This window comes from Gracilinema caldarium DSM 7334, assembly GCF_000219725.1.
GTDB lineage: Bacteria > Spirochaetota > Spirochaetia > Treponematales > Breznakiellaceae > Gracilinema > Gracilinema caldarium.
Genome location: NC_015732.1, coordinates 2,701,726 through 2,720,826, shown reverse-complemented (window position 1 = coordinate 2,720,826; position 19,101 = coordinate 2,701,726). Strand labels below are relative to the sequence as shown.

General features: G+C 48.4%; 15 protein-coding genes and 1 riboswitch. Of the genes, 2 read left to right on the top strand and 13 right to left on the bottom strand.

What is annotated here, in order from left to right:
- Nucleotides 1–8: 8 nt before the first annotated feature.
- From purD to SPICA_RS12235, 8 genes are all read right to left on the bottom strand, one after another.
- The gene (gene purD / locus SPICA_RS12270) at nt 9–1,391 is read right to left on the bottom strand and encodes a phosphoribosylamine--glycine ligase (protein WP_013969808.1); all 1,383 of its coding nucleotides are present in this window, start codon (nt 1,389–1,391) and stop codon (nt 9–11) included.
- A gap of 30 nt (nt 1,392–1,421) precedes the next feature.
- Entirely contained in the window at nt 1,422–3,149 is a 1,728-nt protein-coding gene (locus SPICA_RS12265; protein WP_013969807.1) for a bifunctional phosphoribosylaminoimidazolecarboxamide formyltransferase/inosine monophosphate cyclohydrolase, read from the bottom strand.
- A 43-nt stretch (nt 3,150–3,192) separates the two neighbouring features.
- Entirely contained in the window at nt 3,193–3,846 is a 654-nt protein-coding gene (gene purN / locus SPICA_RS12260; RefSeq protein ID WP_013969806.1) for a phosphoribosylglycinamide formyltransferase, read from the bottom strand.
- Nucleotides 3,839–5,038 (bottom strand): phosphoribosylformylglycinamidine cyclo-ligase, encoded by a 1,200-nt coding sequence (gene purM / locus SPICA_RS12255; RefSeq protein WP_013969805.1) that lies wholly within the window; start codon nt 5,036–5,038, stop codon nt 3,839–3,841. The genes purN and purM overlap by 8 nt, the downstream gene beginning before the upstream one ends.
- A gap of 82 nt (nt 5,039–5,120) precedes the next feature.
- Entirely contained in the window at nt 5,121–6,530 is a 1,410-nt protein-coding gene (purF, locus tag SPICA_RS12250) for an amidophosphoribosyltransferase (protein WP_013969804.1), read from the bottom strand.
- Between the two features lie 18 nt (nt 6,531–6,548).
- Nucleotides 6,549–7,259, bottom strand: a complete 711-nt coding sequence (purC, locus tag SPICA_RS12245) for a phosphoribosylaminoimidazolesuccinocarboxamide synthase (protein WP_013969803.1) — start codon at nt 7,257–7,259, stop codon at nt 6,549–6,551.
- A gap of 132 nt (nt 7,260–7,391) precedes the next feature.
- A riboswitch (purine riboswitch) is annotated at nt 7,392–7,493 on the bottom strand.
- 50 nt (nt 7,494–7,543) lie between these two features.
- A complete protein-coding gene (locus SPICA_RS12240) occupies nt 7,544–9,340 on the bottom strand; it encodes a methyl-accepting chemotaxis protein (protein WP_013969802.1) in 1,797 nt (598 codons plus the stop codon).
- Between the two features lie 64 nt (nt 9,341–9,404).
- On the bottom strand, nt 9,405–9,914 hold the full coding sequence (locus SPICA_RS12235; RefSeq protein ID WP_013969801.1) for a cache domain-containing protein: 510 nt from the start codon (nt 9,912–9,914) through the stop codon (nt 9,405–9,407).
- Nucleotides 9,915–10,038: 124 nt separating this feature from the next.
- Between SPICA_RS12235 and budA the strand changes: the two genes are divergently transcribed.
- Complete coding sequence (budA, locus tag SPICA_RS12230; protein WP_013969800.1) at nt 10,039–10,809, top strand: acetolactate decarboxylase; 771 nt, start codon at nt 10,039–10,041, stop codon at nt 10,807–10,809.
- Between the two features lie 77 nt (nt 10,810–10,886).
- On the opposite strand, the gene SPICA_RS12225 is transcribed toward budA, so the two are convergent.
- Complete coding sequence (locus SPICA_RS12225; protein ID WP_041396247.1) at nt 10,887–11,513, bottom strand: glycoside hydrolase family 88 protein; 627 nt, start codon at nt 11,511–11,513, stop codon at nt 10,887–10,889.
- Between the two features lie 104 nt (nt 11,514–11,617).
- Between SPICA_RS12225 and SPICA_RS12220 the strand changes: the two genes are divergently transcribed.
- Nucleotides 11,618–13,705, top strand: coding sequence for a [Fe-Fe] hydrogenase large subunit C-terminal domain-containing protein (locus tag SPICA_RS12220; RefSeq protein ID WP_013969799.1), 2,088 nt, complete (start codon nt 11,618–11,620; stop codon nt 13,703–13,705).
- A gap of 32 nt (nt 13,706–13,737) precedes the next feature.
- Here SPICA_RS12220 and SPICA_RS12215 read toward each other — a convergent pair whose 3' ends face one another.
- The 4 genes from SPICA_RS12215 to SPICA_RS12200 form a co-directional block, all read right to left on the bottom strand.
- A complete protein-coding gene (locus SPICA_RS12215) occupies nt 13,738–14,385 on the bottom strand; it encodes a GNAT family N-acetyltransferase (RefSeq protein ID WP_013969798.1) in 648 nt (215 codons plus the stop codon).
- Nucleotides 14,386–14,496: 111 nt separating this feature from the next.
- Nucleotides 14,497–15,267: a 16S rRNA (guanine(527)-N(7))-methyltransferase RsmG gene (rsmG, locus tag SPICA_RS12210; RefSeq protein ID WP_013969797.1), complete on the bottom strand. Its 771-nt coding sequence runs from the start codon at nt 15,265–15,267 to the stop codon at nt 14,497–14,499.
- Nucleotides 15,268–15,278: 11 nt separating this feature from the next.
- Entirely contained in the window at nt 15,279–17,738 is a 2,460-nt protein-coding gene (locus SPICA_RS12205; protein ID WP_013969796.1) for a helix-hairpin-helix domain-containing protein, read from the bottom strand.
- Between the two features lie 68 nt (nt 17,739–17,806).
- A complete protein-coding gene (locus tag SPICA_RS12200; protein ID WP_013969795.1) occupies nt 17,807–19,042 on the bottom strand; it encodes a dicarboxylate/amino acid:cation symporter in 1,236 nt (411 codons plus the stop codon).
- Nucleotides 19,043–19,101 lie beyond the last annotated feature (59 nt).

The window sequence follows — 19,101 nt, the reverse complement described above, 5'->3', positions numbered from 1 at the left end:
GGGCCGTCCTAACAGGTTCCAATATCCCGCCTGAACCCCATACCGGTGAAGTGAACTCCATCCATCCCCTGGTATGCCCGGCTTCGAGCATCTTCCAGGTTTGTTCCATAGGCTGAGACTGCTAAAACTCGGCCGCCCGTAGTACGGAGCAGACTCCCTTCGCCGTCTCCACTGTCAGGAGTGCCAGTATCAAGGGCTTTCTGGTTCATGCTTGCACCGGCAATAAAGACCTGGGCTCCCGCAGCTGCAATTTTATCTCTCTCAATACTGATGGGATCTCCCTTCCGATATGTTCCGGGGTACCCTTCGGCGACTGCCACGGGGGCGCAAACAAAGCCCGGTTTCCATGTAAGGTTATATTGATGAAGGGTTCCGCCGGCTATGCTCAGGCAGAGTTCTGCCAGGTCGCTTCCCATAAGGGGGAGCACCGCCTGGGTTTCCGGATCTCCCAACCGGACATTGTATTCCAAAAGGTAACAGCGATTATCCTGAACCATGAGGCCAAAGAAAATAAAGCCCCGATAGCTGAGGCCTTCGGCTTCGAGTCCCCGCAGGGTGGGTTCCAAGATATGTTTTTCAAAATCGGTACGGGCTGCTTCAGAAAAATCTGCCACCGGTGCAATAGCTCCCATACCGCCGGTGTTCGGGCCCTGGGAACCGTCGTATCGCCGTTTGTGGTCCCGGGCGGGTATAAAGGGCAGGATCCGGGCAGTTCCCGGTGCCAGGTCCGGTCCGGCCTGGACGGCGGCGAGGATGGATACTTCTTTGCCTTCCAGGTATTCTTCGATAACCAGGGTGGTTCCGGCGGTTCCCAGGGCCCGGTGTTCCATAAACTCCTCTATGGTCGCAGACGCTTCGTCGGCCCGGTCGGTAATAACGACCCCCTTGCCGGCCGCAAGCCCATCCGCTTTGATGACGAGAGGTCGTCCGGTGGGCTTGTGAGGGGGATTCCCTGCAAAATGTTCCGTCACCAGCGCCATGGCTGACTCGAGGGTGTTTACTGTGGTACTTCGGGCGGTTCGTACTCCGTATTTTGCCATAAAAGCCTTGGCATAGGCCTTACTCGATTCAAGCTGGGCTGTCTTCGCTTCGGGCCCGACAACCGGAAGTCCTGCAGCAGTAAAGCGATCTGCAAGCCCCGCCGCAAGAGGGGCTTCGGGGCCTACTACGGTGAGTTCAATGCCTTCCCTGCGGACAAAATCCACCAGGTATTCCTGCGCTTCGGGCCGTGACGGATCTGAGCCGGGGACGGGCACATTGCGGCACTTGTGCTCCAGGGCAGTACCCCCGTTTCCCGGTGCTACATAGACCGTTGTAACGCGGACCGACTGGGCCAGCTTCCATGCGAGAGCGTGTTCCCTTCCACCAGAACCTATAACCAGAACCTTCATGGTAGTTATCCTTTATCAATGCTTGCAATATTAATGCTTGAAATGCCGGCAACCGGTAAAGACCATGGCAATGCCCAGTCGGTCCGCCGCCTCGATAGATTCCTTATCCCGAATACTGCCGCCGGGCTGTATGATGGTGGTGATCCCTGCGGCGGCGGCGGCTTCGACCACGTCTGCAAAGGGGAAGAAGGCGTCTGATGCGAGGACCCGTGCCCGATCGGCCGGGCCGGTTACCGTCGCCGCCCGTTCAAGCGCCTGGGAAGCGGCCCAGATACGGTTGGTCTGACCGCCGCCGATACCGAGGGCGGAGCCGTCCTTCACCACCACAATGGCGTTGGATTTTACATAGGTAACGACCCGCATGCCGAAGAGCATGTCATCAATATCTGATGGATCCGGTGCTTTTTGGGTAACAACCTCCCATTTTTCGATAAGCCGGTTATCCCGGGACTGAACGAGAAGACCTCCATCAACAGAAATACATTCCATCCTATCCTGGGGCGGGAGGGTCGCCCGCATGACCCGGAGGTTTTTCTTTGCCCTAAAGATTTCGAGGGCTTCACTGGTGAAATCGGGGGCGACGACGATTTCGAGGAACAGTTCCGCCAGCCGCTGGGCGGTGGCGGCATCCACGGTGGAAGTGCAGGCCACAATGCCGCCGAATATGGAAACCGGGTCGCAGGCGTAGGCCTTTTCATAGGCTTCGAGGAGGGTAGAGCCCAGAGCGACCCCGCAGGGTGTGTTGTGCTTAACCGCCACACAGGCCGGCAGGAAATCGGCAGTCGCCGGGTTGGCGGTCGCGGAGAAATCGGCCACCGGGAAATTGGCGGCCACAGGGGTGGCGGCCGTCGGGACGACGGCGGCTGCCGAATCAGAGCTGGTGCCGGCGCTGCTTCCCTGCTGGGAAGCGGCGGGGCGGCCGATGAGCTCTTCATCAATATAACCCAGGGGCGGGACGATAGTGCCCTTGGGGAAGCGAACCCCCAGGGCACAGGCGGCCTTCCAGGCCAGGTCCAGGTCCCGGATGTTGTTGTAGCTTAATTCTTTGCCCTGCAATTGTTCCATGGTGCCAAGGGCGCCGGGGCTGTCGGTATGCACATAGAGGGCTGCACTCTGGTGGGCATTTTCCCCGTAGCGGAGGCTCTGTTTTTTTACGAGGCTCAGGGGCCAGTACTGGGGGTATGTTTCTTCCAAAAGGTAACGGGAAATAGCCCCGTCATAGGCAGAGGTCAAGTTAAACACCTTGCCCGCGAGCCGTTTGCGGAAAGCGATCGGCACTTCGCCTGCAGAAAGGTAGTTCTGGACTTCGGCATAGTCTGTCGGGTCAGTCAGAACCAGTACATGGGCAAAGTTTTTTGCGGCTGAGCGAAGCATGGTCGGCCCGCCAATATCGATGAACTCTACCGTATCTTCCAGCGAGAGCCCGGCCTGGACTTTTTCAAAGAAGGGGTACAGGTTGACGCAGACCAGATCGATGGTGCCCAGTCCCAGGGTTTTCAGGGTTTCCATATGTTCACTGAGATCCCGTCGGGCAAGGAGCCCCGCATGAATAGCCGGATGGAGGGTCTTTACCCGGCCGTCGAGGCATTCGGGAAAACCCGTTACCGCAGATACATCCGTTACCGGCAGTCCCTGGTCCTTCAGGTATTTGGCGGTTCCGCCGGTGGAAAGGAGTTCCCAGTCCTGCTGGACAAGAAACCGGGCAAGTTCTGCAATACCGGTTTTATCAAAAACACTGAGGAGGGCACGCTTCTTCATCGCTCGTCCTTTGTATGTCCCATGGGTACCTTAAAAGTACCCCTTAGGTGGTATAACCCAGACGGGTTACAAGTTCTATAACACCATCGACGATGGCAATATGTTCTTCGCTATGAATCCGATTCGCCAGGCTGTCCGGCGTATCCTGAGGGAGGATCGGAACGGTCCGCTGCAGCAGTATGGGCCCCGTATCGGTTCCCTGGTCGACGATATGAACCGTGCAACCGGAAACCATTTCCCCCGCCTCGAGTACTGCCTGATGTACCCGTTCGCCGTACATGCCGGGGCCGCCGAATTTGGGGAGGAGGGAAGGGTGTATATTGATGATCCTTCCCCGGTAATATTCCAGAATGGGCCCCTGCAGTATGGACAGAAAACCCGCAAGGACGATAAGCTCCACGCCCGTATTCTGCACTGCCGCCAGTATCCGGTTTGAAAGGTCGAGCCTCCGCTCGTCCCGGGGGATGCTTCGGTTTGGCTCGATAAGCATCGCCGGCTTTCCGGCCTGCTTTGCCCGTTCAAGGGCGTAAGCCCCTGGCCGATCGGATATCACCAGTTTGATGGAAGCCTGGGCTAGGCGGCCGGCCCGTTCTGCATCGAGGAGGGCCTGCAGGTTCGTTCCATTGCCTGAGACAAGCACCGCAACAGAAACCTTTTTTTCTGTCGCGGCCGCTCCGGTGACAGCATTCTTATTCAAACTGCACCTCACCGAGACCAGGATTTTTCCCGCTTTTGGGTCCTGCATCCGGTTCTGTGCCGGATCCTTTTGCCCCCATAGGGTTGGACCCCATAGTCTGCGACCCTAAAGGATAGGGGCCGACCCGTCCGATCACAAAGGCTGGGTAGCCCTGGCTGTCCAGGAATTCGATGGCAGTCTGGGCATCCTCGCCCCGGACCGCAATGACGAAGCCGATGCCCATATTAAAGGTGTTGAACATGCTGTGCCGCAGGGCTTCGTCCTTCTGGAGTAGCTGGGCACCGGCTTCCTGGGCCGCCCCACCGCGAAGGGGGCCCTTGCCGCCGGTTGCAGCACCATAGGCAATCCGGGCAAAGATGGGCGGAATCGGCCAGGAGCCGTTTCGGATAATCGCGGTTCGGGGCTCGGCAAACATCCGGGGGATATTTTCATAAAATCCGCCGCCGGTGATATGGGCCATACCGCGAATTTCTATCTTTTCCATGAGGGCAAGGATGGGCTTTACATAGAGCCTGGTAGGTTCGAGCAGGGCATAACCGATGGGCATGCCGCCGAAGTCCTCATCCAGGTCGGGGATAGCTTTTCGGATGAGACTGTAGCCGTTGGAATGGGGACCTGAGGATGCAAGACCCAGGAGCACATCATCAATCTGAATCTTCTCTCCCTTCACGATGTTTTTCCGGTCTACGATGCCGACGGAGAAACCGGCAATATCATATTTACCTTCATCATAGAAACCGGGCATTTCTGCCGTTTCGCCCCCGAGGAGCACCGAGCCGGTTTCCCGGCAGCCTATGGCGACCCCTTTTACAAGGGCGGCTGCTATTTCTGCATCCAATTTACCGCAGGCCAGGTAGTCCAGGAAAAAGAGGGGCCGGGCACCATGGCAGAGTACGTCGTTGACGCACATGGCGACGCAGTCTATGCCGACAGTGTCGTACTTTTTCATACGGAAGGCGATATCCAGCTTGGTGCCTACCCCGTCGGTGCCAGACACGAGGACCGGGTCATCCATGCCCTTGCCGGCGTGAATGAGCTCCTTGAGGGACAGCATGCCCGCAAAACTGCCTATTTCATTGATGACCGAACGGGCGACGATGCCATCGGTTAATGTTCCGGCGGCCAGGTCCTTATAGCGTTCTACCGCCCGGTAGCCTTCGGTAATATCAACTCCTGCTTCCTTATAATCCATTGTGCTTCCTTGTTGTGGACGCTTCTAAAACTGAAGTTTTAGAAGCGCCCTGGTTTGTTTCGTTTCACTAATATGCTCATTATTATGCTTCCCCCGGTGTGGGAGCGGGGTATTCGCCGGTGAAACAGCCAAGGCAGTAACCGTTTTCTCCGTTCAGGGCTTCTAAGAGCCCTCCAGTAGAAATAAAAGCCAGGCTGTCCGCGCCGATGGCTTTGCAGATTTCTTCTACACTGTTGGCGTTGCCGATAAGGTCCTTCCGGTGGGGGGTGTCGATGCCAAAATAGCAGGGAAATCGGACCGGCGGTGAACAGACCCGGAAATGGACTTCCTTGGCTCCTGCCTGCCGCAGGAGCATAACCAGGCGCCGGCTCGTGGTCCCCCGGACGATGGAATCATCGATAATCACGACCCGTTTCCCGGCCACTTCACTTTTGAGGACATTCAGTTTCACCGATACGGCCCGTTCCCGTTCATCCTGGCTTGGGGCGATAAAGGTTCTGCCTACATATTTGCTTTTCACGATGCCGAAGCCGAAGGGTGTGCCCGTGGCCCGGCCATAGCCGATTGCGGCGGGAACCCCTGAATCAGGGACCCCAATGACGATATCCGCAGGGACCACCGCTTCCCGGCCAAGGATTTCCCCTGCCCGGATGCGGGCCTGATAAACATCCACCGAGTCGATGGTGCTGTCCGGCCGGGCAAAATAGATGTACTCAAAGGCACAGACCGCTTTTCGGGTCCGTTCGCCAAACCGGAACGAAAGGACTCCGTTCTGGTCGATCACAACAATTTCCCCCGGGTCAATATCCCGCACGAATTCGCCGCCTACCGCATCGATGGCACAGGATTCGCTTGCCAGTACCCAGCCTTCATCAATCTTTCCGAGACAGAGGGGCCGGATACCATGGGGGTCCCGGGCTCCCACCAGGCAGGATTCGGTCATCACGACGAGGGCATAGCTCCCTTTGATGAACTGGATCGTATCGGTGAGGGCCTTTTCGAGTCCCTTTTTATAATTTTTTGCGATAAGATTGATGATAACTTCGCTGTCGCTGGAGGATACAAAGCCTACTCCCGCGTCTTCCAGGAGTTCCCGGACGACGGTGGCATTGGTCAGGTTGCCGTTGTGAGCCACTGCGATAGATCCCAGTTTAAAGCGGCTGACAAAGGGCTGGGCATTTTCGATGGTACTGGATCCGGCGGTAGAATAGCGAACATGGCCGATGGCAAGGGGGCCCGAAAGCTGGGAAAGGGTTGCGGGGTCAAAGACTTCACCCACGAGGCCCATTCCTTTCCGGCATTCGATCGAACCATCGTGGGCTACAGCAATACCGGCGCTTTCCTGGCCCCGGTGCTGAAGTGAAAAAAGGCCATAGTACACCAGGGGCGCCACATTCCGGTCGGTCTTGCTCGAGTACACCCCGAAAACGCCGCATTCTTCGTGGAGTTTATCCTCCGTATAGAACTGTTCAGAGAGCTGTTCGTCCCGCATATACTGTGCCCTTTGCCGCTAGCGGCTGATCCGCGACAGAATTTCGATGTATGCTTCTTTCACATTTCCCAGATCCCGGCGGAACCGGTCCTTGTCCAGTTTTTCATTCGTTGCAGCATCCCAGAAACGGCAGGTGTCGGGGGATATCTCGTCGGCCAATACCAGCTCACCCTGGCTCGTCCGGCCGAATTCAAGCTTAAAATCGATGAGCCTGATACCCCGTTCAAGGAAAAAGACCTTGAGGCTTTCGTTTATTCTGCCGGCAAGGTGATATATTTCTTCCAATTCAGCAAAGCTTGCCAGTCCTATAGCCACCGCATGGTAATCGTTGATGAGGGGATCTCCCAAAGCATCATTTTTATAGGAGATTTCGAATACCGTTGTTTTTAATTCGGTTCCTTCGGCAACACCAAGGCGCTTTGACATGGAACCGGCGGCGACGTTTCGGATAATTACTTCCAGGGGGATAATGGTAACCTTTTTGCAGACCATATCGCGGTCGTTCAGCTGTTCGATAAAATGGGTAGGGATCCCTGCTTGGGCGAGGTGGGAAAAGAGAATAGAGGTAATGCGGTTGTTCATGACCCCCTTGTCCTCTATCTGGCCTTTTTTTTCGCCGTTAAAGGCTGTGGCGTCGTCTTTATAGTGGATAATAACCAGATCTGGATCGGTGGTGGCAAAGACCTTTTTAGCCTTGCCTTCGTAGAGCTGTGGACCTTTAGCATACATAGGCGGACCCTCCCCGTCTTGGATTGACGTATACCGCTCGGTCCGCAATGAATGGCCATTCCTCAGAAAAATATAATGGAGTGTTTAAGCTCCCGGAGCTGATGCTCCTCAAAGTACTTTTCTGAGAGTTGCCTGATGTGTTTCTCAGCCCATAGTCAGGAGGTTTACGGCTCCCTGGTAGAAACACCCCGACCGTATTACGGGGCATATATGGACCGATGGTGTACTGTCTAGCCGCAGACTACCACAAAGGAACCCTGCAGGACAAGGGGGAAATGCGATTATCACTGTATTGTGAATTCCTTTATTTCTTTTTCAAGAATCAAATTGTTATCTTGATTAGTTTTACTCAAAGCGGTGAGAGTAGGAGTAAGCTCAAATATTTGTTGTATGCCAATTGTAATTTCTCCAATACCGCTTTTATGCTCCAACGAAAGGTTCCGTACCTTCTCTATTGAAATATTAATGAGGTTTGTACGAGCATCAATAGTTTTACTTGCATTGTTTATATTACTTGTAATTTCTTTGAGTTGAGTAACCATTTCTTTTATTTGTATATTCTTTTCATTTGTTGTATTCATAACAGTTCCTATTTCTTCCACACTCGCTGCAACTGTCTTTATTCCATTTAAGATTTCCCCAATGATATGTTGGGTATCAGTGCTATAATCAGACCCACGGTGAATTTTTTCAATTAAATCCCGTAAAGACATCCCTGCAGTATCTACCCGTTCTTTGGTAAGTTCGGAAAGTTTTTTTATTTCATCGGCTACAACTGCAAATCCTTTTCCTGCTTCTCCTGCATGGGCTGCTTCGATTGCAGCGTTAAGTGCTAACAGATTCGTCTGTTCTGCTACATTATTAATAATGCTAATCATCTCTGATATGGCTTCGGTCGATTTTTTCATTTCATCCATTAATATATGGTAGTCGTTTACCACTTCTTCAGCCGTTGTTGTTTTAGCAATGAGTTCACGAGTGATATGTATTTTTTCATTTGTAAGTTGTGAAATGGCATATATATCATCAATAAAAAGTGAAATAAAATCGGTCACTTGCTGATTAAGGCTGAATTGTTGCTTAATAGTTTTAACAATATCATCAATTTCTTTTTTTATTTCTTCTGTTGCTTTGCTTGCAGAATCTATTTCTTCATGGAGAAGCCCTGTGTTCTTGTTCATAATATCTGTCTGGCTTCTCATTTCTTCAATAGCAGAGGTAAATTCAGAAGATTGATGTGATAATTGTTCAACAACATTTCTATTACTTATAATAACCTGTTCTATATTTTTAACCATTGTAGTCAAGTACGAACGTACGTCATGACAAAGTCTTATAATATTCCCAATTTCGTCTTTGTAGGGGTCTTGAATATCACTAGTAAGGTTTCCCGCTGACAGATCCTTCATAAAAGTGAGAATTTGTATCATCCGTTTTACTATTGCGTTAGAAATAGAAAAAGAAAGACTAAAAAAGATTACAGCACTAAGTAACATTATAAAAATGAGAAATGTTGCAAAGGTTGTAAGCAAATTTGTTAAATCAACCTTAGTTTTATTAAAATCTTCTTCGATTCGATCATTGCTTTCAGTGATAATATCTTCTAAGACAACAAAACTTTCATGGAGTGATGGTAGGTAACCTGCAACAACTGATGCTTCAATAAGAATAGAATCCAGGTAGTATTGTGAAAACTCAAGATATACTGTAATAGCATGTTGAGTTTTTTGATACAGCTCATCACTTAAAATATCTTTAAAAATTACAAAAGTATTTTGTAAATCTTTAAGACTCTTTTTAATAGCATCTATTTCCTGAATTGTTTTTTGTTCTGAATGTATTCCCGAGGTGTAATACTGAGCTGCTAACAGCATGCGCTCAAAACTACTGGTAAGCAATGTGGTAAATTCAAGACTTTTCTCGTAGTAGTTTAATGAATTATTAAAATATTTCATTGTTAATTGAATCTGACGTTGATTGAAAAAGAAAAAACCTGTAATTATTGAAAATACAACAACTATTAAAACTGGAATACATAGGAGCTTTTGAAATAAGGTCCTATTGTTGAATGAAAATTTCATGATGGCTCACAAATTTAATTTTTTTTGGAATCAGGGGAACATAATCCCCTGATTATAAATTAATCTAATCTTCATCACCTACATAATAACCTGAACCTATCATATATGATTTGCCCTCAACATCGATTCGTTTTGCGTAACCCCGTTTCGGTCCAAATTTTTTTGTTTCTGGGTTCTGCCATGCCCATTCGAACCATCCTTCCCCTTTTGTTTTGGCAATATTAATTAATTCCTTCACCTGGTATACCTTATTACCATTTCGATCGGTACTGGATATGTTCATGAGATTTTTACCGATAAGACTTGTATTGCTTCCCACCACAAGAGCATTTCCCTCAAGGTCATAAAGGAAAATATAAAATTCTCCATCAATAAACCCTCCCTTAGTATCTTGAAAAGCCTTTACTGCCTTATCAATACCATTTTTTTGAATAAAGGTAATACCACTGTTAACGAGGTTAATTACTTTTTTTTCTTTCTCAGGATCAATTTTGCTTTTTGTCTGAGCAATAACATTGTCTAACAATATTACCATGCTTATACTAATAAGGATACTCATAATGATACGCTTCATGTGCTTACCTCCTTGTGGATATGTTTATATTTCAGATTATATAAGCATTATAAAAGAGCTGTCAATTTTAAAAAAAATAATTGTGTATTTTGTAATTTGGCGTATTATAGTGTTGGAGGTTTATATGAGACGAAATATCGTTTGTATTTTGATTGTTTTGTTGGTTGGAGGAATCCTTTTTGCTCAAAACAAAGGGGATGTGATTTACCAGATTTCTACTTTAGGAGCACTTCAAGAAGGCGTTTACGATGGGGTTGAAACGATTGAGAACCTTTTAAAATATGGGGATACTGGAATAGGGACTTTTGATGGCCTTGATGGAGAGATGATTCTGTTAAATGGGGTATGTTATCAGGTAAAGGCTGATGGAAAGGTGTATCGAGTAGCAAAGACGGTAACAACCCCTTTTACAGCGGTCAGTTTTTTTGATACAGATCAAAGGCTTCAAGTTAATGAACGAATTCCTAATCTTTCATCATTATACGATAAGATAATGTCAATGCTCCCAACAAAAAATATTCCATATCTTATTAAAATAACTGGCCCTGTATCGTATGTCAAAACCCGTAGTGTTCCAAAACAACAAAAACCTTATCCACGGTTGGTAGAGGTAACGAAAAATCAACCAACCTTTGAAGCAAATAATATCGAAGGTACTCTCATAGGAGTATGGTTACCCGATTATATGGCGGGTGTGAATATGGCTGGGTTTCATTTACACTTCCTTTCAAAGGATCTTTCATTCGGAGGTCACCTTCTTGAAATTGATATGTCGAAGGCCACTATAGAAATCGATTATACCTATGGGTTGCAGCTTACGCTTCCTTCTAAAAGCGATTTCTTTACAACAGTTTTAAAACAGGACAAAGAAGAATTAAAGAAGATAGAACAGTAAATATAGAGGTAGTAGAGCAACCCCGATTACCCTCTGGTGATTGTATTGATGTCAATAATCACCGAGGGGGCGCTGGCCTACAATTCACGTTCTTCACTTATATTCATGAGTGCGTATGATAAGAATACAAGGGCGAGTCCTTGCCCCCACCCCTGGACTCTTTTTTTAGGTACCCGTTTATAATCTTCTGCCGAAGCCATTACAGCTGTTCCTGCTGATACATCTTGTACAGACCCATCTTCGTCAATATGCGCAAGAACACCTTGTAACGCCTTTTCCGCAAGTGATTTATGAAGGGGGTGTCCATAACGCAGAAGTGCCGAGCCAATACCCGCAGAGGCAGAGATTTCTTCATAGGACGTTGGATCCGTAAGTACTGTATGCCAGAGTCCATTGTCTGTTTGTAAACGAACCAGGGCACTTAACTGATCACGCAGGGCTCCATCGAGTTGCATAAACATTGGATAAGTATAATCAATGAGCTTAAGGGCCTCTGCCATAGTTAATGCAGCCCAGGCATTTCCCCGTGCCCAGAATATTCCAGACATATGATCTTTATTAAGATTATCCCACCCGTGGTAAAATAAATTGGTTTTTTGATCCTGCAATAATTCTTCATGCCAATAATATTGATGAAGGGCATCTTCAATCCAGTCTTTTCTATCAATCAGTTTGCCAATACGTAACAAAAAGAATGCAGCCATATTAGCGCTTTAACAAAAATCTAAAATCGATATTCACCGATTTCTTAATTAGTGGTATGCTATTGCTGATAAAGCTAAACCGATTCAGAATAAAAGGGGTGTGTATGGCTTTACAACAACGACCAGTGATAAAAGTGCTTGAAGAAAAATGTGTTAATTGCCATCGTTGTATCAGTGTCTGCCCAGCAAAGATGTGTAACGATGGGTCGGGATCTTATGTAAAAATTAACAGTGATCTTTGTCTTGGATGTGGTGCTTGTATCAGTGCCTGCACCCATGGAGCAAGGATCGGAATTGATGATTGGGATACTTTTCAGGAGGCCCTTTTGCGGGGGGAAAAGATAGTAGCTATCATGGCCCCCGCAGCGGCCAGTGGTTTTGAAGGCCGGTACCAACAACTAGCTGGTTTTTTACAATCCCTTGGGGTAGAAGCGATTTTTGATGTAAGTTTTGGGGCGGAACTGACTGTCTATTCCTATCTTCAGTATAAGAAAACCCAAGATCCGGAATGTATCATTGCTCAGCCCTGTCCTGCTATTGTTTCTTACATAGAAACCTATCGGCCTGAGCTTATACCCCTCTTAGCGCCTGCTGATAGTCCCATGGTGCATACTTTTAAAATGATTCGAGAATTTTATCCTGCCTATCGGAACTATAAACTTGCGGCTATTTCTCCCTGTTATGCAAAACGACGAGAATTTGATGCCGTAGGCCTTGGGGACTACAATATAACATTTCGTTCTCTTCAGGCGTACATTGAATCCCATGGTATAGATCTTTCCAGGTATCCTGCGGTTGAATTCAAGGGGCCGCCAGCAGAGCGGGCTGTCCTTTTTTCCTCGCCCGGTGGACTCATGAGGACCGTAGCTCGCCATGTACCTGATATCGCCTCAAAAACAAGAAAAATTGAAGGCCCCGAAGTGTACCATTACTTTGCGCATCTTGGAGAATCGATTCAGTCTGGTGAAGCCCCCATTTTTGAGTTAGTAGATTGCTTAAGCTGTGAAATGGGATGTAACGGTGGCCCTGGTACCCTTAATCAGGGTAAGAATCTCGATAAGATTGAAAAGAAAATCGAAGACCGATCTCGAGGTGCAATACAGAGATATAGATCTTCTCGAAAACTATTAAAAACTATCAAACAGTTCTGGAAACCGGATTTGTATGTTCGTAAGTATGTTGATAGGTCTTCCATGTTTAAAAAGATGATCCGGGAGCCTGATAGTAATTTTATTAATGAGATTAACCGTAAGACTTATAAAGAATCGGAACGAGATATTTTAGATTGTAGTTCCTGTGGATATAAAAGCTGTGAACAGATGGCTGTAGCTATTTTTAATGGCCTTAACAAACCAGAAAATTGCCGTCACTACATGGAACGGGAAATACACCGTCTTCATAACTCGTACAAGGAAAATCTGGTACAGATGCTGGAGGATTTTTCTAATCGTAGCATTCAGACTCTTTCTAAGAGCGAAGAGCCTATCGATAAACTGAATGAAGTTAGTGGTGCCCTGAAAGACTTTATGGACGAATCTTCACGAACTATTATAGAGATGGTGGAAGACATCAACAAAATTCATGAAATTGTTTCAACTACAATTCATACCTCTCAGGTTTTACTCACCTCATCCGAAGAAAACAGGAGTAATATTTCAAATATATCGGATTTAATGGAAAACATTGCTCATCGATCAGTCACTATTCTCGATGCCAGTTCCATAATAGAAGAAATTGCCAATCAAACAAACCTTTTAGCTATTAATGCTGCCATTGAGGCTGCTCATGCAGGGTCTCTTGGTAAAGGTTTTACCGTGGTGGCTACGGAGATAAAAAAACTAGCCGAACATGTTGCAGTGCAGGCTACTTCGATTTCGCGGTATCTAAAAGAGATCAAACAACTTATCGATATGACCCGTGCTCAATCTGAAAAGACCCATGAAAGCTTTATTGCAGTGTTTTCACAAATTCAAAACCTTGTCCAACATCAACAGCAGGTGCAAGCTATTGTCTTTGAGCAACATGCAGGAGGAAAACAGATTCTCGAACGGCTTGAAAAAATTAATCACTATACTGAAACCATAGCCACTGTTGCTTCCCATGTGGATGAGCTGAGCTCTAAACTCATTGAAGAAATTCGCCAATTACCAAAAGCCAGAACTGAGCAAGAATTAACTCTGGTTCATAAATAGGGAGACCCAATAAACCAATGATAGATACCATGCTAGAGCAGTTTTCCAAACACTATGCCCCAGCTTTCCTGTGCAAGTTCTTGCATCCCATAGCGGCGATAAAAGGCGATGCCCCCTTCGTTGGCACCGCTTACGCCCAGGTGAAAGCCCCTACAGCCCTTTTCAGCCAGTCGGCGAGATATGGCATCCATCAGCTTTCTGCCCCAACCGCCGCCCTGGGCTTCGGGAAGAAGGTCGATGTGGATGTGCCCGGGGTATGTTGCTACCCATGGCGGGCAGGTAAGTTCCTTCGCAAAGAGGGCCCGAATAGCAGTTTCGGTGGGGCTTTTTGCGCCTTCGGTCCCTCCGTATAGTGCCAGGGCGGCGGGCCGCCAGTACTGGTTAAACCAGTCTGTATACGCCCTTGTGTTGGACGTTCCTAGAATGTAGCCGAGAGGACGTTGTAACCCCTGTGAAGTCCCTTCCAGGATGAGAACGCAATCGGATTCAAAATGAGTGTAAGGGGCAGCGTAAAACTGACCCAATACATAGGGGTCGTAAAATAGTTCTGTGGCATCCTTACCGTTATCGCCGGTTTTAAGACAGATTTCATACAAATAGGGCAAATCTGTTACCCGATATTCACGTATGTCCATTGCAATAACATACCGGGCTGTATCGTATTTTGCAAGCTCTTTCATATAGACTCTTGGTGATGATTTTTGCCAGAGGTTTATTGGGGTAGAGGTTTGCCAGGGGCTTACCAGAGGTTTTCAATAGGGTAGTTACGGTACCGCTGTTTGTAATTCGTATCAGGGTTGTATCATTACTATATGCCGTTCTTCGTTCAGAAAAGGAACCTGGACAGGCATGGCTTCCCAGGTTGTAACGAGGGATTCGATGGGAGCCATTTCTTCGCGGATTTTATCGAGCCGCCCCTTGTAGGCCGCTAATTTGCCTCCCGGGGTGAGGAGCCTTACAAGAGCCCTTAGTATTGGTGGTTCCAGGGGGCGGAAGGCCCGGAAGGTAATGAGGTCGAAGGGACCGGAGCGGGTCTTCTCAATGTCCGCCTGTTCCAGGCGGACGTTTTCTAATCCGAGGACAGCCAGGGTGTTCTGTAAAAAGCCGATACGGCGGCCCATACGTTCAATAAGAGTGAACCGACAGTCGGGCAAGGCCATCGCGAGGGGAAGCCCTGGAAGGCCCGCTCCGGTCCCGGCGTCCGCAATAGACGGGCTGGGCTGCAGATTGGCTGCCAGGTCCAGGGCAGGCTGGGGTTGCAGGAGCTGGTGTTGCTGGGCAGGCTGAGACTGCAGGAGCTGGTGTTGCTGGGCAGGCTGGGGCGATAGGGCACGTAGAATGTGGCCTAGGGGGGCCAGGGAATCGAGGATGTGTTTAATGATAAGCTCTTCATGGCTTTCGGCCCCTACAAGCCCATAGGCGGGATTAAACAGTTCCAGTTCCCGGACATAGGATTCAAGTTTTTCCTGGAACCGGATGCGCTGGTCTCCGGTAAGTATGGTGTTGAGTTTTTGGTTCTGTTCCAGAAGAGCCGTAAGGCCCCGGTCCAGCAATTCATCCATCAATTTTGATCCTATTTCTTTCCGCTTTTTTCCTGCATCTTACGCAGGGCTTCCGCAAAGGGATTGTACATGGTGCCGTCATCATCCCGGTCATTGCGGCTTGCTGAGGGGCGGCCTGAACCGGAGTGACCTGTTTCCGGGCGGTTGGCAGTAGGTCGTTCTTCTCCTGATTTTTTCACCACCACGACCCGGCGACCGCTTTGGGGCCCTCCAGCGGTGGCAGATTGATGGCTGCCGGCAGTTTTTGTATCGGCGGACCTTGAGCCTGCAGCGGGTTGCGGAAATGCAGCTGTCTTAGACCGAGTTCCCTGACTGTTACTGCTCTGGTTTTTTAAAGACAGGCTGATCCTGCGGCGGTCCAGATCTAATCCGATAATACGGAATTCCCGGACATCCCCCACCTTAAGGACTTCCATCGGGTCCTGAATAAAGGTATCGCTCATTTCAGAAATATGCAGCAGGGCAGTTTCCTTAATCCCCACATCTACGAAGGCACCAAAGTCGACTACGTTCTTCACCTTACCGGTAATCATCATCCCTTCGTGAAGGTCCTCGAAGGTAACTACCCCCTTCTGCATTACCGGCTTCGGATAACCCTCACGGGGGTCCCGATTGGGCTTTTTAAGTTCATCAACCAGATCGGTAATGGTGGTATCCCCCACGGAATATTTTTCTTTTAAAGCCCTGGTATCATCCGCTGAAAGGGAGCCCTTTGTTTTGAGTAAGTCATAGATTTCCCGGGCAATTTCATAGTTTTCCGGGTGCACCCAGGTATTATCCAGAGGATCGGAACTTTCCGGGATTTTGAGGAACCCTGCGCACTGTTCAAAACTTTTGGGGCCCATACCGGGGACATCCATGAGCTCTTTTCGGCTTGTGATCTTCCCCCGTTCTTCCCGATATTTTACGAGTTTTTTAGCAAGGGACCCATTAATACCCGATACATATTTAAGAAGAGACACACTGGCGGTATTGAGGTTAACCCCGACATTGTTCACTACCGACTGAACGACTTCGTCCAGGGTCTCGGAGAGTTTCTTCTGGTTCACGTCGTGCTGGTAGAGTCCAACACCAATAGATTTAGGATCAATCTTGACCAGCTCTGCTAGGGGATCCTGGAGCCGCCGGCCAATTGAGATGGCTCCACGGATAGTGAGATCCAGGTCGGGAAATTCTTCCCGGGCAATGTCACTGGCTGAATAGACCGAAGCCCCGTCTTCATCAACTACGGTATACAGTACTTCGAGATGATTTTCGCTGATGGTCTGGGCGACGAGCTCCTGAACCTCGTGGCTTCCTGTACCATTGCCGACGGCAATGAGCTGGACGTTATAGGATTTGATGCCTTCGAGCAGGGCCCGTTTGGCTTCTTCAGGGTGATGTTGATAAATGACAAAACTTCCCAGATACTTACCGGTCTCATCCAGGGCTGCACACTTGGTTCCCGTGCGGATACCCGGATCAATGCCCAGGACCCTGGTGCCCTTAATGGGCTGCTGCATGAGGAGGTTTTTCAGGTTCTGGCTGAACACGGAAATGCCGTGATCGTCGGCGGCATCGCTCTGATCGCCTCGGAGTTCTCTAATGACTGCCGGTGACAGGAGCCGTTTCAGGCCGTCTTCTATGGCTGTTTTGTGGTAATCGTTATGAATAGTGTATTTCCGCTGTAACAGCTCAGTAGCGGTGTTTTCATCCACATCGATGGTAACTTCCAGTTCGCCTTCCCGTTCGCCCCGGTTAATTGCGAGAACCCGGTGGGGCTTAATCTGTGAGAGCTGTTCCGTGTAGTCCCAGTACATCTGGTAGGTGCTGGTTTTTTTCTTTTCCTCATCTCCGATGCCTTTTACAATGATGCGCCCGTCGGAGAGATAGAATTTCTTGATATCACTGCGGTTGTCCGGATCCTGGGCAACCTGTTCAGCAATAATGTCCATGGCTCCCTGGAGGGCATCGTCAATGGAAGCTACGGAAAGTTCAGGATGTTCTGGATCTTCACGGACAAAGGCCTCGGCTTTTTTTCGGAGGGCTGCTGCATCCAGTTCCATCATAGCCTGGGCAAGAGGTTCAAGGCCTTTTTCCTGGGCAATCATGCCCCGGGTTTTCTTTTTCCGTTTGTAGGGGGCATAGATGTCCTCCAATTCGGTCAGCGTGGCAGCTTTTGTTATGTTTTCATAGAGGGCTTCGGTGAGTTTTCCCTGTTCAAAAATACCCCGGATTATTTCAATCCGCCGGCTTTCCAAATTTTTCCCGCTGGTAAAGCGGTGATCAATTTCCCGTACCTGGACTTCGTCCAGGCTGCCGGTTTTTTCTTTCCGGTACCGGGCGATAAAGGGTACCGTACAGCCCTCTGTAAAAAGTCCGATGACCGCTGAAACCTGGCCCAGGTTAATCGACATTTCTTCTGCAATGCGCTTCATGAGCGCAACTTCATTTACCTGTAGTGCATCAATAAATTCGGCAGTAATTTCCATAGCCCGGGCATTGTACCCTAAGGGCTATGGCTGCGTCTACTGAAAATGGATAGAAGTCTACTCCGAGCCTAAATGAAATGCCGGGTTTCCCGTTCCTGCTGAAAATGACTAAGTACACCGACCGCATAGGTACCAAGGGCTGCGACTATGACGTCAATCATAGTACCTATGGATACAAGGTAGAAAGCTATTGGTTTAAGAATGAGGTAGCCTGCTTCAAACCCGTGCCCATACCAGGTGCACAGGACTGCCAGTGCAATGTATGCTCCATTACCAGTATAGCGTGGTAAGAGCAGCGAAATGATTCCTGCAAACAACATGATGGTAAAGAGATCCCCTGCACTGATTCCGAGGCTCGAGTAGGATTTAATAATTACAATAAGTGATATAGCGGCCACCATAGCACTGCCTGCACGGGCAAAGGTACTGAATAGAACTAGACTCAATGCATTCGAACGCCGCTGGATACCATGATTTTCCTTTGCATGCCGGATGAGCAAGGGCAGGGTAAAGTTTAGATCCCCTGAAAAAAGGCCAGCAATTGCAGGCCCTAAGGCACCATAGAGCTGTTTCCAGGGGTTCGTACGCTTGCCACCAAGAAAATAGAGAAACAATGGAAGAATGACAAAACAAAGCAGAAACCCATATCCTGCTAAAAGCATAATGATGTCCTGGAATACTTGAGCTTTGAGGGCTCCTTGAAATCGGACAGCCCAGAATGCACCAATAAAAATCATAAATATTCCTAGAATTTCTGAGAAGAAAATTGATATATAATAAAATATTCTAGAAAGTGAATCGACAAGACTGATAACAGGCTTGGTGTATACCCGGTCATAGGAAAAACCGGCTCCTAGTAAGATTGCAAAAATCCAGATAGGAAGCAGGTAGTCCCCATTACTTACTAGGCTTGCAAGCATATTAGTGGGTAAGAGCTGAAGGATCCCCTGTCCTATATCAAGGGAGATGCTTTCTTTTTGTCCCTCTATTAATATAGGAATACGGGCAGGTGGGAATATTAAGGTTATCAACATACCAGAACCGATAATAAATACCGATGATACTAGAATAATCCCTATAGAACGCAGTATGAGTGGCCACATCTCTTTATCTTGACGGAGCTCATAGATAGCAATCATGAGAGAAAAGGCCAAAGTTGGTACCAGGGAGTAGCGTCCAATTTGAATCGCTAGTTTTGCAAGCCAGTTAATGGCTTCTGTAATGGTGAGGTTGTCCTGAGGGACTACAAACCCTAACAAGAATCCCAGCAGGGAACCGATGAATAATTTTATCCAGACCTTCATGAGAAAAGAGCATACTTTATGCCGGAATGATCGTCAATGAGGCTGGTATTTGATGTTAT

Coding starts and splice junctions, on each gene's coding strand:
- purM (WP_013969805.1), bottom strand. CDS start 5,038: ATGGATTATAAGGAAGCAGGAGTTGATATTACCGAAGGCTACCGGGCG.
- purF (WP_013969804.1), bottom strand. CDS start 6,530: ATGCGGGACGAACAGCTCTCTGAACAGTTCTATACGGAGGATAAACTC.
- SPICA_RS12200 (WP_013969795.1), bottom strand. CDS start 19,042: ATGAAGGTCTGGATAAAATTATTCATCGGTTCCCTGCTGGGATTCTTG.
- SPICA_RS12235 (WP_013969801.1), bottom strand. CDS start 9,914: ATGAAGCGTATCATTATGAGTATCCTTATTAGTATAAGCATGGTAATA.
- SPICA_RS12265 (WP_013969807.1), bottom strand. CDS start 3,149: ATGAAGAAGCGTGCCCTCCTCAGTGTTTTTGATAAAACCGGTATTGCA.
- purC (WP_013969803.1), bottom strand. CDS start 7,259: ATGTATGCTAAAGGTCCACAGCTCTACGAAGGCAAGGCTAAAAAGGTC.
- SPICA_RS12205 (WP_013969796.1), bottom strand. CDS start 17,738: ATGGAAATTACTGCCGAATTTATTGATGCACTACAGGTAAATGAAGTT.
- rsmG (WP_013969797.1), bottom strand. CDS start 15,267: ATGGATGAATTGCTGGACCGGGGCCTTACGGCTCTTCTGGAACAGAAC.
- SPICA_RS12215 (WP_013969798.1), bottom strand. CDS start 14,385: ATGAAAGAGCTTGCAAAATACGATACAGCCCGGTATGTTATTGCAATG.
- budA (WP_013969800.1), top strand. CDS start 10,039: ATGAGACGAAATATCGTTTGTATTTTGATTGTTTTGTTGGTTGGAGGA.
- SPICA_RS12225 (WP_041396247.1), bottom strand. CDS start 11,513: ATGGCTGCATTCTTTTTGTTACGTATTGGCAAACTGATTGATAGAAAA.
- SPICA_RS12220 (WP_013969799.1), top strand. CDS start 11,618: ATGGCTTTACAACAACGACCAGTGATAAAAGTGCTTGAAGAAAAATGT.
- SPICA_RS12240 (WP_013969802.1), bottom strand. CDS start 9,340: ATGAAATTTTCATTCAACAATAGGACCTTATTTCAAAAGCTCCTATGT.
- purD (WP_013969808.1), bottom strand. CDS start 1,391: ATGAAGGTTCTGGTTATAGGTTCTGGTGGAAGGGAACACGCTCTCGCA.